We start from the raw sequence: 15,618 nt of genomic DNA, 5'->3' as shown, positions 1-15,618 counted from the left end.
CATAAAGACCAATGGGCAATGAGAGGGTAGGCCAAAGGTTAAATCGGCCGGGCAATAAGGGGTAATTGCCCGGTCAAACAGGCTAATCAATACTGATGTAAGACGCTGTCGGCCCGTTCATCCCGCGCTCACAGCGTATCGAAATCCATGAGTAGTGTTGTTGTCGTGTCGCGCCTGTGTAACACAGCGTTTACACACAGTATTTTATGTCGTCCCCATCCAAACTATTGGCGCTAACGCTTTCTTCGAAAAACTATAAAAGCAGTATCGCGCTCACCTATAGTGAACTAATCAATAGTTTGGGGCGCGGCAGGGTAGTGTCGCGTTAAACAAGTAAGTTGAGTGTTAGAAGTCGATATCAGCGTGCTCGCCTATTACGCTTGGATAGGACTTCAATCATCTACGCCGCCTGACAAGGAGTGAAAATATGACGAATGACAATATCTCGTCGCACAAAGATGAAAAGGGAGTAGATCTACAAGCCCTGTATCAGATACGACGTGAAAATTTGCCTGAGGATGTTAAAAAAACACTGTCGGTTCGCCCTTGGGGGTTAGCGTTGTCAGGCGGGGGGATTCGTAGTGCGACTTTTTGTTTCGGCTTGATCAAAGCGTTGGCGGAGAAAGAACTGTTCCATCGTTTCGATCTGATGTCGACCGTATCCGGTGGCGGCTACATCGGTTCGACCATCGGCAAACTGTTCCACAACGAAGGGCAGTCCAGTACGCCCGACCCGTTAAGGCTGGAGCAAGAACTGGCACAGGCGCAGACGCGTTGGTTTGCAGTCTGGCTGCGTGCCAACGGACGTTACCTGATTCCCCGAGGTCTGAAGGACATTCTGTTCGCCGCGGCGAACTTCGGTCGAAACTTGTTGGGCGTGCATGTTGAACTGGCGTTTCTGGCAATCATCCTCGGTGGTTTTTTGGTCAGTCTGGACCTTGCTGTCTGGCAATGGGTCGATTGCCTTGCCCCGGGTGGCGGTTGCGCGCCTGTGCCATGGTTTGATCGGCATCTGATCGGTTTGTTATCCGGTTGGCCCACACTCTGGATCGGACTGGTGCCCTTGGCTTGGATCGGCGCAATTCTTTCCTGTACCTATTGGGCGCTGCCCACCCGCAAAGGGCAGAGCCTGGGCGTGCAGCGCCTGATAACGGCGCTAATGGCCGTTGTCGGCATTGTGATTCTGCTACGTCATTCAACCACCCTGCTGAACAACGCCATACCACTCTGGACCGGTAGCTTGGAGTTACCTGCGGAATTGGTCACGGTGGCGCTTGCGCTGATGGGCGCCTGGGTTCTGGGAATCCTCTTTGCTACAGGCTTGAGCATTAAGTCCGAAAAAGATCCAGACCGTACCCGCAATGGCCTGACTCAAGCGCTGGCGGTCACCTTGAAGATCGCCGTAGCATTTTTGGCTCTCGGCATGGTTGATTTTCTGGCCTGGTCTCTAACCAACTCAAACCCAACATCGCAAGGGCAGCTAGGGGGAATGTTGGCCTTGGTTACGGTCGCATTAAGGGCCGCCATGCCAATGATTTCTGACCTGCCCAAAAGCCTGGTCCCGGGAACTCGGCGAGTGGTCATCGAGGTGATCAATGTACTTGGGTTTGTTCTAACCGGTGCCTTGCTGGTGTTCTGGATCAGTGTGCTGCATCGGGCAACCACGAATGTGCTGTTCGACTCGTCCCTGGGGGGGCTGCATTTCTCATTGGCTTGGCAATACCTCGCCTGGCTGACCATTCCCCCGTTACTGATGGTTTTAGTTTCGGCTGCCAATCGTGACTTCCTCAACCGATCTTCGCTCTATGCGTTCTATCGTGCCCGCTTGATGCGTAGTTATCTGGGGGCCGCCAACCCCAACAGGTTTCAAGCGCAAAATACGTCGTCGATGTCCTGTGTCGCACCTGCTGACGGCCAGATTCTGCCACTGCGGGTTACTCAGGTGGATGACGGCGATGACTTGAGTATGGTTGCTTATCAACCTCACAAGGGCGGCGGGCCGGTGCACTTGATCAATGTATGCGTCAACCAGACCGAAGATCCTATGGGAGGGTTGTTCAATCAGGATAGAAAAGGCTCGCTACTGACCGTTGGCCCCGGCGGGTGCCTGATGCACGGGAGCGATCGCTGGCACCCCGGGAATCTGGCTCAGTCATTGAGCTTGGGGGCATGGATAGCAATCTCCGGTGCCGCCGTCGCTCCCGGGCTCGGTAAATCTACCCGTTCAGGTATCGCGGCGCTGTTGATGATGTCCGGCATTCGCTTGGGGTATTGGTGGGACAGTCACGGTATGGGCGGTCAACCAGCGGCTCCACGAGTTGGCAAGTATGGACAGCTGCTAAGCGAATTACTTGGGCGTTTTGACGGCGATCGGCGTCAGGATTGGTTTCTCAGCGATGGAGGGCACTTTGAAAACACGGCGGCCTATGCGTTGCTACGCGAAGAGTGCGAGGTCATTGTTGTAGCCGATTGTGGCGCCGATCCCCGCTACGCCTTTGGCGACCTGGAAAATCTGGTGCGCAAGGCACGAATTGATTTACAGGCCGAGATTACCTTTCTGCGTCCCCGGCAACCAGATCGAGACCTGCCTGCGGTATTCGGCTCGCTCAATGAACTGGCTTCGCCTGACAGTGAAGCGTGCCTGGCGTTGGCCCGCATCGACTACCGTCGTACCGGGCGTTCCGGGTACATGATCATCGTCAAGCCGAACATGAGCAATGGGGCACCGGTTGACCTGGTTAATTTCAAGTCTGACAACCCTTTGTTTCCTCAGGAACCGACCACCGACCAGTCTTTCAGCGAAGCGCAATGGGAGAGCTATTTCCAGCTTGGGCAAACCCTGGGGCGCAACCTTGATCTGGAGCAACTGCAGGACATGCCGGCGTTCGCCAGGAATTACTTTGTCAACGACGACGGGGCAATCCTGATCAAGGAAAGCGACGGAGCCATGGTGCTGCGATTTTCCTCCAAACGACTCTCATCGCGAATTGCTTCGACGGGTGCGGTGACGGCCTCTATCAGTCTCGGTGCGGTGGCCTCCATTGGATTTGCTGGCTGGCAGGCGATCAACTCTGAGCTGACACACAGGGTTGATCAGAGGGAAATCGAACCCGTTGCTCTCAAGGAACTCACCGATATTTTTGGCAAGCTGCCGCCCCCCGGCCGATCAGTTGTCTCTTCAGACAATGACCCGCTCGGGGAAATGGCGACCGCCTTGTTACGGGCTGGCGACAAGGCGTGTACGGCCTATAACCTCGATGCGTTTCGGCAGTCTCCATTGATGAAACTGATGGTCAGCCGTACCAAGCAAGCGTGCAAGCAGACGTTATCCCCGCACCCTTCCTGCACAGTGCTTCTGGATGACTTTTCGCTCTCGGCGTGCCTGCAAGAAGAGCCAAGGGTTAAGTGCGAGCCGCAGTACTGGATTCGTGATTACACGTCTACGGCCCTTACATCAGCGAACTGTTGGGCGCCTGGGCGTAGCGCTGTTGATCAAGGCGAATCCGAGCTGGCTTCTTCAGCCCCAGCCCCGGTACCAGAACCAGTACCCGTCGAGCTGGAGCCGTCTTCGCCTATGTCGGAGGAAGCTGCGCCTCAAGAGGGCAATACGACTACGACCGAGCCTTCCGTGCTGGCGAACACAACAAATATCTGCAAAGGCAATACGGTCTACTTGCAAATCTATGGCCCTCAATTGCGGGATTTTGCCAGATCGCTGCGCGAGCCTTGGAGAAGCTTTGGCGCTTCAGTCCCGCCTGTGGAAGATGTCGTGGATAGCGCACGGCGGGCGAACCGCCGAGCCCCCACGCCTTATTCAGTGCCCACAGTGATCTATCACGATCAAGCCTCACAGGACTGTGCCAACCAGCTGAAATCCATCGACGCTGCGAAGTCATGGATCGTCGCTCCCTTGGCCGATGGTTTGAAGGGCCAGAAAGGTGTGATTGAAGTCTGGCTACCTCCTTCGACCAAGGTGGACTGACGCAGGCGCTGTGTTATATCGGTGCGGGCATCAGAGAGTTGTACGCACCGTTCTCCAGGCTGGCCCAGACCGGGAGAGTGCGAAAAATCGCACATGGCTACCAACAACTCCTGGGCGCGCCACGGGATAGATGACTTCGGGGATCAGTCGGGTCGACGCCATGTTGGGCCCGTCACCTGGATGCGTTGCAACCTCTGCGGATTGTATGACCAGACTGAGGCAGCGTCGCTTCTCTGACACAGGATATTTGCCAGCCATAGTGATGGCTTTGAAGATTTTTATGTGACCTTGAAGAATATTATTGGTCTGATATTTTATAAATTTATCTTTGGCTTTTATTGCTTAAATATAAATATCCGTTCTTTAATCCATTTTATAAGTTCTTCTGCGCCCACGGATTGGGGTTTTCTTAGTTTGACTAGAAGGCGAGCATGTATATTTTGGAACAGTGGATGATCGATTGAACGAGTGACCAAATCTCCGCTGATCGTATCGTTAAAGGCAGAGAATTCGCTCATCATCGTTACGGCATCTCCACTCATCACGTAGCGTCGTAGGGCTGTGAGGGAGTTCGTCACCATGGCCGGCTGGATGGATAGGTTTTCTGTATGTGATACGAGCTGAATAATTTGCCCTAACCCGTATTCAAGCGGCATCACTGCTAATGGGTAACGCATTATCTCTTCGAATTTCAGAGGTTCACTGAGGCGCGTAAGCGGATGGTTTGATCGCATGAGCAATCGAACAGGTTGCTGTGATGATGCGCGGTAGGTGACCTCAGGATGCGCAGGTGGATTGTACGCGAGGCCAATATGTGCTGCGCTCTGAACTACCTCCTCCAGAACGCTCTTGACGGGAAGCACATCCAGGCTGATACGAATACCAGGATAGGTGGCAGTGAAATCCCTCAGTACATTGTCGATCAGCAAGTCGATGAACCCCTCGCTGGTAACGATGCGGATTTCACCCTCCCTTAACCCCTTCAAGCCTCGCAAGCGGTCTTCAAAATGCTCCTGTTGTGCCTGGCAGCCGCGCCAGAACTCCAAGAGAAGGTGGGCTGCTTCAGTGGGAACCACGCCACGTGCTTGCCTTTCAAACAATACCGTTTCCACTTCCTCTTCCAGAAGTTGAATTTGCCGGGTGATAACGGAAGGTGCCGTGTTCAGGTTTTCGGCTGCCCCTCGAATGGAGCCGCTGGACAGAACTTCATAGAAATACCGCATTCGGCGTTGATTTAGATCTCTCACAAAAAATCCTGCCTTTGCATGACTGTTGCCCTCAGAGCAACGATACCATCAAAAAGTTGCTGTTGCTTGCCTTGCCATTCCGCCTGAATATCAATCGCACAATAAAAACGCCTACAGCGGAGGCAGTATGCAAAGGTGCATCAATCTATCGAGCGAGCTATCGACCATATATCGGAAAATAGACTGGCGGTTATTACCTTTTTTGCTTCTATGTTACGTGGTGGCGTATCTGGATCGGGTAAATGTGGGCTTTGCCAAGCTTCAGATGCAAAGCGATCTAAGTTTATCTGACGCTGCTTATGGACTTGGTGCCGGGATTTTCTTCATAGGCTACGCCCTGTTCGAAACCCCTAGCAATTTGCTATTGCCCAAGATCGGAGCGCGCAGGACGCTCAGCCGGGTAATGATTTTGTGGGGCATTACATCTGCATGCATGGTGTTCGTCGAAAGCGAGAGATCATTTTACGTGCTGCGTTTTTTTCTCGGAGTCTTTGAGGCGGGTTTTGCTCCCGGAATGATTTTTTACCTTACCTATTGGTATGGCCGTGAACGGTTAGGCAGAGTGATGGCAATCGTTATGCTCGCGGGGCCACTGGGCGGCATATTTGGGGCGCCTTTGTCCGCGTGGATCATGACCACACTCGCAGGTTTCCACGGCTTAGCCGGATGGCAGTGGATGTTTTTTCTGGAGGCATTACCGGCTGTAGTGTTAGGTCTCATAGCTCTGAAAGTTCTTAGCGATAAACCCTCGGTCGCGCCTTGGTTGAGTGTGCGTGAAAAAGAAGTGCTGAATGCGCATATCGGTGAAGGGCAGGGAGCCCACCATTCTTTTGTACAAGTGTTAAAAGACCCACGTGTGTATCTAATGGCGGCTGGTTATTTCTGCTTGATTTGCGGAATTTATACCATGAGCTTTTGGCTGCCATCCATTCTGAAGGATGCAGGCGTTCAAGGTGTCATGCAGATCGGCCTGTACTCAGCGATTCCATATGTGGGTGCGATGGCAGGGATGTTGGTCTTTGGTCGTACATCAGATTACTTTTTTGAGCGGCGTTGGCATACCGCTGTACCGGCGTTAGTTGCAGCCATTTGTTTAATGGGGTCTGTGATTTACAAGAATGAGTTTGTTTTTGCACTCACTTTCTTGACGCTGGCTACGACCATGATGTGGGTTGCTTATACAGTGTTCTGGGCAATTCCTTCGCAATACTTCAAAGGTGACACTGCTGCGGGTGGTATCGCAGTTATTAACACCATTGGGTTAACGGGCGGGTTTCTCAGTCCCACGGTGATCGGTTATGCCAAGTCCATCACTGGCAACTCTGATTCAGGTCTTCTGGTCATGGCTGCAATTCTAATAGTGGGTTCGTTGATACTTGCCGCCAACAAGCCGCAACGTGTTCAGCAAAAAGTTTGCATTACACAGCCGGCCTAAAAATTTCAACGAGGCGTTTAATAGCCATGACATATCGAATTCTGATCGCTGGTTTTCAACATGAAACAAATACGTTCGCGCCCTCTAAAGCTGAATATGAGAATTTTGTCAGGGGTGAAGGTTTTCCTCAGATGGTAAGAGGCGTTGAGATGTTGGAGCTTCGGAATGTTAATATTCCGGCAGGCGGGTTTCTGATTGAAGCAGAGCGCTTGGGCTATGAAGTAGTCCCGGTGATCTGGGCTGGAGCCAGTCCATCCGCGCATGTTACACAAGAGACCTACGACCGCATTACCGATGAAATCATAAAGGCCGCTGCAAACGAAGCAATCGACGGTATATATCTAGACTTACATGGGGCTATGGTTGCCGAACATACGGACGACGGAGAAGGAACACTCCTGGCTCGGCTACGAGATGTCGTCGGCCAGGATATTCCGATAGTCGTATCTTTGGATTTACACGCTAATGTTACTGAGTTGATGCTCAATCACGCAGATGCAATGGTTGCATTTCGTACCTATCCCCATGTGGATATGGCTGATACTGGCGCACGAGCTGCCAAATTACTTGATTTGCGGCTCCGGTCGGGAAAACTGCATTGCGAAAGCCTGCGACTCCCTTTCCTGATCCCGATAAACGGGATGTGCACGCTCATGGATCCAGCACGAAGCCTTTACGATCAGTTAGAACTCCTTGAGTCCGAAGGCCTTTCACTGTCATTTACTCCAGGCTTTCCGGCCGCTGATTTCGAGGAGTGTGGGCCGGTTATCTGGGGTTATGGAACAGACAGGCAAGAGATCAAGGCTGCTGTCGCTGTCCTTTATAAAAAGGTAGTAGGGGAGGAGGATCAGTGGGAAGTACCTTTCCTGCTCCCGGATGAAGCCGTGCTCCGAGCGATGGTATTAGCAGAAACCGCCCAGCGTCCAATCGTCATTGCCGATACTCAAGATAACCCGGGAGCTGGCGGGGATTCGAATACGACGGGAATGCTTAAAGCACTCATAAAACACGGTGCTACTAACGCCGCCGTTGGGTTGCTTTATGACCCGGCAGCAGTTCAGTCCGCCATTGCCGCCGGGGTAGGCGGTTTCATTGAAATAGCGCTGGGGGGACAGTCGGGTGTACCCGGTGATAGCCCCCTGCAGGAGCGCTTTGAAGTAATGCATCTATCCGATGGCCGCTGTCGTTTTGCAGGCCCCATGATGAATGGTATGGAGGTTGATGTTGGGCCTGTTGCATGCTTGAAAATCGAGGGAGTGAGGGTTGCTGTCAGCTCTGGTAAATGTCAGATGCTGGACAGGAACTTGTATCGGATCGCAGGTATTGAACCCGAGCAAATGAGTGTACTGATCAACAAAAGCTCTGTTCATTTTCGGGCAGATTTCGCGCCGATTGCCGACCACGTACTCGTTGCCAAAGCGCCTGGGCCCATGACAGCTGATCCTGCGGACATTCCATGGAAAAGACTTCGTGAGGGAATCCGGTTAAAACCAAATGGGCCTTCATTCCACAGCCCTGCATACCGCGACTAATGACCGTAATCTAACGTTAGGTATTGAACGGCATTAACGTAAACGGCGTAAGGGGACGTTCGCCGGGATAAAAAATACTCCCCTTTGGTGTTTGGCAGCATTGTCCTGAGTAGCCAGGCGTTTGCTGACTTCCTAAGTGATAGCGGCGCAGCCTTGGGAGTGAGGAACTTCTACTTCAATAACGACAACCGTGATGGCACCGCAGCCCCTTCGAAAACCGAAGAGTGGACTCAGGGTTTAATATTGGAGTTCATGTCGGGATATACCGATGGTTTTGGTGTTGATACCCTGGGGTTGCTGGGTCTTACCCTGGCCCCTGGCAAGGGACGCCACGTCGGCAGCTCTATGATTCCTTCGGACAGTGACAACCACGCCGTCGACGAGTGGGGCCGGCTGGGACTGACCGGTAAAGTCAAAATCTCGAAGACTGAACTGCACTACGGCACCTTGATTCCGAAACTTCCGATTTTGGTCGCCAACGATGGACGGTTGCTTCCACAAACCTTCGAGGGTGGCCAAATCACCTCGAGCGAGTTCAAGGATCTGACCCTGACGGGTGGGAGAATTGAACACGCAACGGATCGCGGTTCAACGGATCAGACGGGGCTCGCCGCTATGGGCGGTACGCTTGAAAGCAACTCCCTGAAATTGCACCTTTAAGCGCCATCGAGAAAACCCGCCGAGGCGGGTTTTCCAGACGCAGTATAATTTTCCTGCGATGCCCCGCGTTACTGAGACATGTCATTCTTTTTCATGTCGTCTTTTTTCATGCCGTCATTGGACATGGAATCTTTCTTCATGGTGTCTTTGCCCATGGTGTCTTTTTTCATCGTGTCCTTACCCATGGAGTCTTTGTGCATTTCATCCTTTTTCATCGTGTCCTTTTTCATCGTATCTTGGGACATCGCGTCCTTCTTCATCGTGTCTTTGCTCATCGTATCTTCGGCGTGTACAACCGCGACGCCCGCTGCCAGGCAAATACCTAGGATTGCAGTAGTTAACCTTTTCATAGTGAAGCTCCTTGAGACTCAGGTTGCGAATAAGCGCAGCCGGGGCTGCGCAATGGGGTTGCCATAGGCGTCAGCTACCACCGAACCAGTTGTAGCCCTGGTCTTCCCAGTAACCACCCGGATAGGTATTAGTGACGAAAATCGCTTGAATGTGTTTTGGGTTCTTGTAGCCAAGCTTGGTAGGCATGCGCAGCTTCATTGGGAAGCCATATTCACGCGGCAGTACGGCACCGTCGTAGGTCAGCGTCAGCAGCGTTTGCGCATGCAGCGCCGTGGCCATGTCGATACTGGTGTAGTAATCGTCAGCACATTTGAAGCCGACGTACTTTGCGTCGGTGTCGGCGCCAATGCGCTTGAGGAAATCACTGAAGCGCACGCCTCCCCATCGGCCAATGGCGCTCCAGCCCTCGACACAGATGTGCCGGGTGATCTGATCGGTCTGGGCCATGGCACGCAGTTCTTCAAGCCTCCAACTGTGCTTGTCGGCGACCATGCCGGTTACTTCCAATCGGTAGGTGTCTTCATCGACGGCAGGCGCTTCGTCGACGCCGTAGAAGGCATTGAAGGGAAATGGCCGCGTAATCATCGACTCTGAGTAGGTGGGGGCCATGGCGTTCGGGTTGAACAGCCAGCCCTGCACCCTGTCATTGAAGCGCGACATGGAGGACAGCGCCGTTTCAACGTGATCGTTATCGGTGATATTGCAGCCGGACAGCATGGCGACACCGCCCAAGGTCAAGCTACGCAGCAGGAAGGAGCGCCGTGAGCGATCTTCGACCTGGAGCGAAATAATTTTCCGTGCATCCTTCAAAATGGACGACTCATCCAGCCCTGGGCGTTGCTCACGCTTGCTCATACGCGCTCCTTACGGCCGGCAATCATGGCCAATAACGTCTTTGGAACCAGCGCGACCATCACCAAATGCACTGCGATGAATGCCACCAACAGAGACATCGCAATGAAGTGCACATGCCGAGCGCTGTCGTAGCCGCCCAGCAGTTCACGTAGTAGCGGAAACTGAACCGACTTCCACAGAACCAACCCGGAAACCACCAGAACTGCAATGTCGAGCATCACAAACAGATACGCCACACGCTGCACGTGGTTGTAATGGCCAATATCGTCATGCCCCAATCGCCCATGAAGTGCAGACCACAGGTCATGAAAAAAGCCTTTAGGTGATACAGGAAAAAAACGTCGCGACAGGCGGCCGCTAAAAAGATTGAAAAGTAGGTAGAAAAGGCTGACGACGACCAACATCCACATTGCTGCGAAATGCCATTGCAACGCGCCCCCCAGCCAACCACCCAAGGTAATCGACTTGGGGAAATTAAAGTCATAAAGGGGAGAGGAGTTATAGATACGCCATCCGCTGGTGACCATTACCAACACCGCCAAAGCGTTTAGCCAATGGGCCAATCTCAACCAGGCTGGATGGCTGCTTTGTGGGGCCACAGGAGCAGCACGGGTTGTGTCAGGTGCGGCTTGCATTGGAGGAGACTCCAAATAGGAATAACGTCATAACCATTTGATCGAGTGTAGACGCTCATTCAAAACACGACGCTCCTTCGAGGAGGGCGAAGCGTTCCGTACGTCCAATATGCCTCTCAGGCAGGTAGCCTCCATCCGAAAAGCTTGAATTGACCCCGACAAATTGACGCCTTGATGAAAAAGTCGAACACGTTGAAGGGCGGACTCAAAGCTCGAAGCAGCATTGAGGGGTTTACGTAGAGTCAAAATCATTCTCGTAGCCAATGTCGCCAGCCAGCTAGGCTTATAACGTCAGAAGGGCGTTATCGATGAGGGTACGTTTATGCCAACTGTAAAAACTGCTCTTGTACTTGCTGGTGGTGGGAGCCTTGGCGCGGTTCAGGTCGGGATGCTGCAGGCTCTGGTTGAGGCTGACGTCTTATTCGACTTGGTGGTGGGAGCGTCGGTCGGCGCCATCAACGGTGCCTACTTCGCAGCGAGACCAAATGCCAAAGGCGTGAGCGAACTCGCTGACTTCTGGCGCAGCTTACGTAAGTCGGATGTGTTTCCGTTCTCGGCGCTCGATACCCTCAAGGGCATTCTTAATCGACGTGGGCACTTGCTGAGCGCATCCGCATTGCATCGTTTAGTGAGCAGATCACTGCCGGTCAAATTGATCGAAGACACCGAGTTACCGCTTTATATCGTCACCACCAATTTGCTCAGCGGTGCCGAAGAGCTTCTGTCCAGTGGCAGTGCTGAACAGGCTTTGCTCGCCAGCGCTGCGATTCCGCTTGTGTTTCCCAGCGTGCGAGTCGGAGAAAAGTTCCTGGTCGACGGCGGAGTCAGCAGCAATACGCCGATTGCCAGTGCGGTGGCATTGGGGGCAACACGGGTTCTGGTTCTTCCTACCGGATTCGGTTGTGCCTGCCCATGTCCGCCCAGTGGACTCGTTGCGCTGGCCTTGCACACGCTCAATTTGATGAGCATGCGTCAACTGGTGCGTGACATCGAGTTGTACCGCGCACGCGCAGCCATCCATGTCGTCCCGCCGTTGTGCCCACTGGACGCTTCAGTGTTCGACTTCAACCAGACAGACCAATTGCTGCAGCGTGCTTATCAGTCAACCCAAGCCTGGATAGAAGAGGGCGGATTGATTCGCGACGGGATACCCGATTCGTTACTCGCCCATACTCATCATTTTGGTAAAGAGTGATCTTCGCCTCTCAAAAGGCAGGTCTACCGAAATTGACCAGTTCGTGTTCTTCCATTCGAACATTCTTCCGTGCGCATCTCTGGTCAGTGAAGTTCGGCGGTGTGGAATTTGTTTTGTGTTGATCGATACAAAACCTGTGCTATGGTCAACAACAGTTCTCAAACGCGTGCGAAAACCATGGCCCGTCCCCGTACATTCGATGAGTCGACTGTTTTAACAGCAGTCGTTGAAGCGTTCTGGACGCAAGGCTACGAGGGCACCTCGACCCGAGACCTCGTCAATCGCACAGGGCTCAATCAGCCAAGCCTTTACAACGCGTTTGGCGACAAACGTAGTCTTTATCGTCGCGCCCTCGTGCACTATCTAGAGTGCAGTGTGCGTGATCGAATTCGGCGTCTTGAAGCTCTGCCAAACGCTGGAATGGCCATAACTGGGTTCTTTGCAGAGGTGTTGAGTCGCACACTGAACGATCCTTTTCATCGTGGGTGTCTGCTGGTGAATTCTGCCCTCGAAGCAAATGCAGAAGACACGGATTTGCGACAGGCCGTCGCAGAAGAGTTCGAGTCCATTGGCAGTTTTTTTGAAGGCCGCCTGCAAACCTTCCTCATGCAATCTGTCGATTCTGTCGAGATTGATGTGAAGCAGGGCGCGCATCATTTGCTCAGTGTGTTACTTGGCATTCGAGTTTTGGCTCGGATTAATCCCGATCCTGCGTGTGTAACAGACGCCATTAGTATTGCAATCAAAAGCCTTGGTCTTCCTCCCTTGGCTTTAGCGATGTTCACTGAAAACCACTGCACGGAGTCACTATGATCAAGCTCTACTATCACCCGTCTCCTAACCCCGCCAAGGTTGCGCTTTTCTTGGAGGAGTCAGGCCTTGAGTACGAACTCATCCCTGTTGATACGCGCAAGGGTGAACAGCACGATCCGGCGTTTCTTAAGATCAATCCGAATGCCAAGACACCGGCTCTGGTTGATGGTGACAACGTGGTATTCGACAGCAACGCCATACTGCTCTATCTAGCCGAAAAGACCGGGATGTTCCTGCCTGCTGACAATCTCAAGGCGCGAGGGGAGATGTATTCCTGGCTCATGTTCGTCGCGACCGGCATCGGCCCTTACTCTGGACAGGCTGTCCACTTTAAGCACTTCGCACCCGAGCCAAAAGACTACGCCGTTACCCGCTACACCTTCGAAGCCTGGCGTCACTGGACGATTATCAACGAGCACCTGGCCAAACAGCCTTACATGCTCGGAAGTGAGTACACGCTGGTGGACATGGCCGTATGGGGGTGGGCGCGCGCGGTACCCTTCATCCTAGGTAATGACGCTTGGGTAAAACTTCCAAACGTAAAACGGCTCCTTGATGGCATCAATGCTCGACCGGCAGCACAACGAACCGAAGAACTGAAGACCCAGCACAGTTACAAGACCGAGATGGATGCTGACGCGCGTAAGGCAATGTTCCCTCAGATTACTCAGTAGACGCACCGCTTGCGCACGGCATTGCTCCAGTGCGCATTGGTAAAAGTTGAGCAATTTGCGCGGTTCAAGACTGCGGGCCCTTACAAGGGGCCCGCACCTTGCGGTCTTTACCTATTCTCAGTGCTTTGTCCGTTGCGGCACCACCTAGGGTATCAAGCGCATCTCGCGTAGTGTGTCGAACACATCAAAAAATGCTTGATCGCTCGCCTGGTAGGCGGTGAAGCCCATTACACGGCTTTTCGACATATCAGTGACGACTTCGATGGGTCGACCAAGGTCTGCATCGGTATGCCAAGGGGATATCAGGCGACCAATATCGGCTTCTTTCAAACCGTGCTCCGCGGCTATCTGCGTCCACACGGCTTGGTCGTCAGCCATTTGCTTCCCAAGAGGTGAGAGTGAGGCGGGATAATCGGCAGCAGGCACGTCGAAGTATTCGGCAATTCGGCTCCACATCCATTTCCAGCGAAACACATCGCCATTAGTGACATTGAATGCCTGGTTGGCCGAAGCCGGCGTGGTGGCCGCCCACAATTGTTGTTTCGCCAACTGCCGTGCATCCGTCATATCGGTGAGGCTGTCCCACTGCACGCGTGATCCTGGAAATACAAAAGGGCGATGGGTTTGTTTGCAAATCGAGGCGTAGACGGCGAGGGTGGTTGCCATATTCATCGCGTTGCCTACGGCAACCCCGGTGACGGTATGCGGGCGATGAACGCTCCAGGTGAAGCCGTCCTTTTCAGCAGCGGCGGAAAGTTCGTCCTCTTGGGCGTAATAGAAATTCTCGACATCCAGACGACCCTGCTCTTCGCGGAACGGTGTTTGCGGAAGGCTGCCCTTACCATAGGCTTCGAATGGGCCGAGGTAGTGTTTCAGGCCAGTAACCAGTGCTACGTGCTCAACACTCTTGGCTGGTCGAATGGCGGCAAGCACGTTGCGTACCATGGCGGCATTAACGCGAATGTTCTCGGCCTCCGTGGCTTGCCGTGACCATGTGGTGATGAACACATGAGTAGGTTTCAGATCCGCGAGCGCCTGTTCCAGCGAAGCTGGATCTTGAAGGTCTGCCGCGACGGGGATCACGCCTTGCACTTGCGACGGGTGCCTCGAGAGCGCGGCGACCTGCCACGTGTTGTCGATGAGTAACTGAGTGATGGCGCTGCCGACGATGCCGCTGGCGCCCACAACCAAAGCTGTCTGGGTCATACGTTTCTCCTGGATTTAGATTTGGGAGTCCACCTAAGCAACAGAGGTTCAACCTAAACCGGATCCGTATGGGCGTCCGTCGTAAGCGGATGTCGAACACACCTACATCGCCAGGTTTTTCATGCGCCAACGGAGCTCTGATCTTAAATCGTTCAAAGCTCAGGTCGTCCAGGAGTGCCTGCAGCCCGGCGCGACAATTTCCAGCGCTGCAGTCATGTAGCCCACCTCGCCATCAATAGCTCGCCCAAGCGGGACTTTTGGGCCTACAGTCTTGAGTGTCGCTCACTGCAAGGAATACAAATGAACGCGTTGCCTTCAACCTCTCTGCCAAAGCACGTCAGCCTGCTGGGTTATGGCGGCCTGTTGCCGTTTATTTTTCTGGCGCTGCTGATCCCGTTCTCTCTCGACTATCGGCCCTTGTTTGCGATTGCGCTTGTTAACTATGGCGCAGTCATCCTGAGCTTCGTCGGCGCTTTACACTGGGGCTTCGCCATGACCTTGCAAGGCATGAGCGCCGAGCAGGGGAGAGACCGGTTTATCTGGAGTGTCATTTCTGCGCTTATTGCTTGGGTTGCAACGTTACTGCCAATGCCATTAGGTTGCTTGCTGTTGGTCATCGGCTTAGTTGTCCACCTCCGGCAGGACAGGCAGCTGTTGCGGGTTATGAGCTTACCCGCCTGGTACATGCCGATGCGATTACGGCTCACACTCGTGGCGAGCGTTTGCTTGCTACTTGCCGCGCTCGTTGAGGCGCTTCATTCATAAAGCCTCGTGTGCCCAGTTCGTTGCCCGTGCCTGGTAGCCGCTTATCGCGGTTGACGCGTTTTGGCAGTTTGGCCTCGGGCATCGCCGGCGGCATGCTAGCCGAAGGCGCTCGGCAGTGGGTTCAGGGTAAACGTCCTGTCTCGCCTGAACAGGTCGACACGCCCAGGGCTTGAGGTAGTTCCCAGGCTGATTTCTTGGGAAACGGCTTTTGTGGGGGAAGCGACTAGAGTACATGAACATCTATGACACATAATTTAACATAATATAC

General features: G+C 53.5%; 12 protein-coding genes and 1 pseudogene. 8 read left to right on the top strand and 5 right to left on the bottom strand.

Annotated features, from left to right (window positions below):
* The first annotated feature begins 427 nt into the window (after window positions 1–427).
* The gene (locus ACI77I_RS30305; RefSeq protein WP_406999863.1) at window positions 428–3,982 is read left to right on the top strand and encodes a hypothetical protein; all 3,555 of its coding nucleotides are present in this window, start codon (window positions 428–430) and stop codon (window positions 3,980–3,982) included.
* 335 nt (window positions 3,983–4,317) lie between these two features.
* On the opposite strand, the gene ACI77I_RS30300 is transcribed toward ACI77I_RS30305, so the two are convergent.
* Window positions 4,318–5,229, bottom strand: a complete 912-nt coding sequence (locus ACI77I_RS30300) for a LysR family transcriptional regulator (RefSeq protein WP_406999861.1) — start codon at window positions 5,227–5,229, stop codon at window positions 4,318–4,320.
* A gap of 127 nt (window positions 5,230–5,356) precedes the next feature.
* On the opposite strand from ACI77I_RS30300, the gene ACI77I_RS30295 reads away from it, so the two are divergent.
* From ACI77I_RS30295 to ACI77I_RS30285, 3 genes and pseudogenes are all read left to right on the top strand, one after another.
* Entirely contained in the window at window positions 5,357–6,664 is a 1,308-nt protein-coding gene (locus ACI77I_RS30295; RefSeq protein WP_406999859.1) for an MFS transporter, read from the top strand.
* A 26-nt stretch (window positions 6,665–6,690) separates the two neighbouring features.
* Window positions 6,691–8,196, top strand: a complete 1,506-nt coding sequence (locus ACI77I_RS30290) for a M81 family metallopeptidase (protein WP_406999857.1) — start codon at window positions 6,691–6,693, stop codon at window positions 8,194–8,196.
* Window positions 8,197–8,280: 84 nt separating this feature from the next.
* A pseudogene (locus ACI77I_RS30285) lies at window positions 8,281–8,835 on the top strand (OprD family outer membrane porin); the annotation flags it as partial.
* Between the two features lie 89 nt (window positions 8,836–8,924).
* On the opposite strand, the gene ACI77I_RS30280 reads toward ACI77I_RS30285, so the two are convergent.
* The 3 genes from ACI77I_RS30280 to ACI77I_RS30270 form a co-directional block, all read right to left on the bottom strand.
* Entirely contained in the window at window positions 8,925–9,206 is a 282-nt protein-coding gene (locus ACI77I_RS30280; protein WP_263272797.1) for a pentapeptide MXKDX repeat protein, read from the bottom strand.
* Between the two features lie 70 nt (window positions 9,207–9,276).
* The gene (locus tag ACI77I_RS30275; protein WP_242149436.1) at window positions 9,277–10,062 is read right to left on the bottom strand and encodes a molybdopterin-dependent oxidoreductase; all 786 of its coding nucleotides are present in this window, start codon (window positions 10,060–10,062) and stop codon (window positions 9,277–9,279) included.
* Window positions 10,059–10,697, bottom strand: coding sequence for a cytochrome b/b6 domain-containing protein (locus ACI77I_RS30270; RefSeq protein ID WP_406999855.1), 639 nt, complete (start codon window positions 10,695–10,697; stop codon window positions 10,059–10,061). The genes ACI77I_RS30275 and ACI77I_RS30270 overlap by 4 nt, the downstream gene beginning before the upstream one ends.
* A 322-nt stretch (window positions 10,698–11,019) precedes the next feature.
* Here ACI77I_RS30270 and ACI77I_RS30265 point away from each other — a divergent pair, with 322 nt between their 5' ends.
* The 3 genes from ACI77I_RS30265 to ACI77I_RS30255 all read left to right on the top strand — a co-directional run bounded on the left by ACI77I_RS30265 (window position 11,020) and on the right by ACI77I_RS30255 (window position 13,379).
* Window positions 11,020–11,892: a patatin-like phospholipase family protein gene (locus ACI77I_RS30265; protein WP_263472507.1), complete on the top strand. Its 873-nt coding sequence runs from the start codon at window positions 11,020–11,022 to the stop codon at window positions 11,890–11,892.
* 177 nt (window positions 11,893–12,069) lie between these two features.
* Window positions 12,070–12,705: a TetR/AcrR family transcriptional regulator gene (locus tag ACI77I_RS30260; RefSeq protein WP_406999852.1), complete on the top strand. Its 636-nt coding sequence runs from the start codon at window positions 12,070–12,072 to the stop codon at window positions 12,703–12,705.
* Entirely contained in the window at window positions 12,702–13,379 is a 678-nt protein-coding gene (locus ACI77I_RS30255) for a glutathione S-transferase family protein (protein WP_242149442.1), read from the top strand. Before ACI77I_RS30260 ends, ACI77I_RS30255 begins: the two co-directional genes overlap by 4 nt.
* A 144-nt stretch (window positions 13,380–13,523) precedes the next feature.
* On the opposite strand, the gene ACI77I_RS30250 is transcribed toward ACI77I_RS30255, so the two are convergent.
* Complete coding sequence (locus ACI77I_RS30250) at window positions 13,524–14,585, bottom strand: SDR family oxidoreductase (protein WP_406999850.1); 1,062 nt, start codon at window positions 14,583–14,585, stop codon at window positions 13,524–13,526.
* A 300-nt stretch (window positions 14,586–14,885) separates the two neighbouring features.
* Here ACI77I_RS30250 and ACI77I_RS30245 point away from each other — a divergent pair, with 300 nt between their 5' ends.
* Complete coding sequence (locus ACI77I_RS30245; RefSeq protein ID WP_406999848.1) at window positions 14,886–15,350, top strand: DUF3429 domain-containing protein; 465 nt, start codon at window positions 14,886–14,888, stop codon at window positions 15,348–15,350.
* Window positions 15,351–15,618 lie beyond the last annotated feature (268 nt).

The organism is Pseudomonas sp. D47, from assembly GCF_045447305.1.
GTDB lineage: Bacteria > Pseudomonadota > Gammaproteobacteria > Pseudomonadales > Pseudomonadaceae > Aquipseudomonas.
This window is presented reverse-complemented; position numbering and strand designations above follow the sequence as displayed.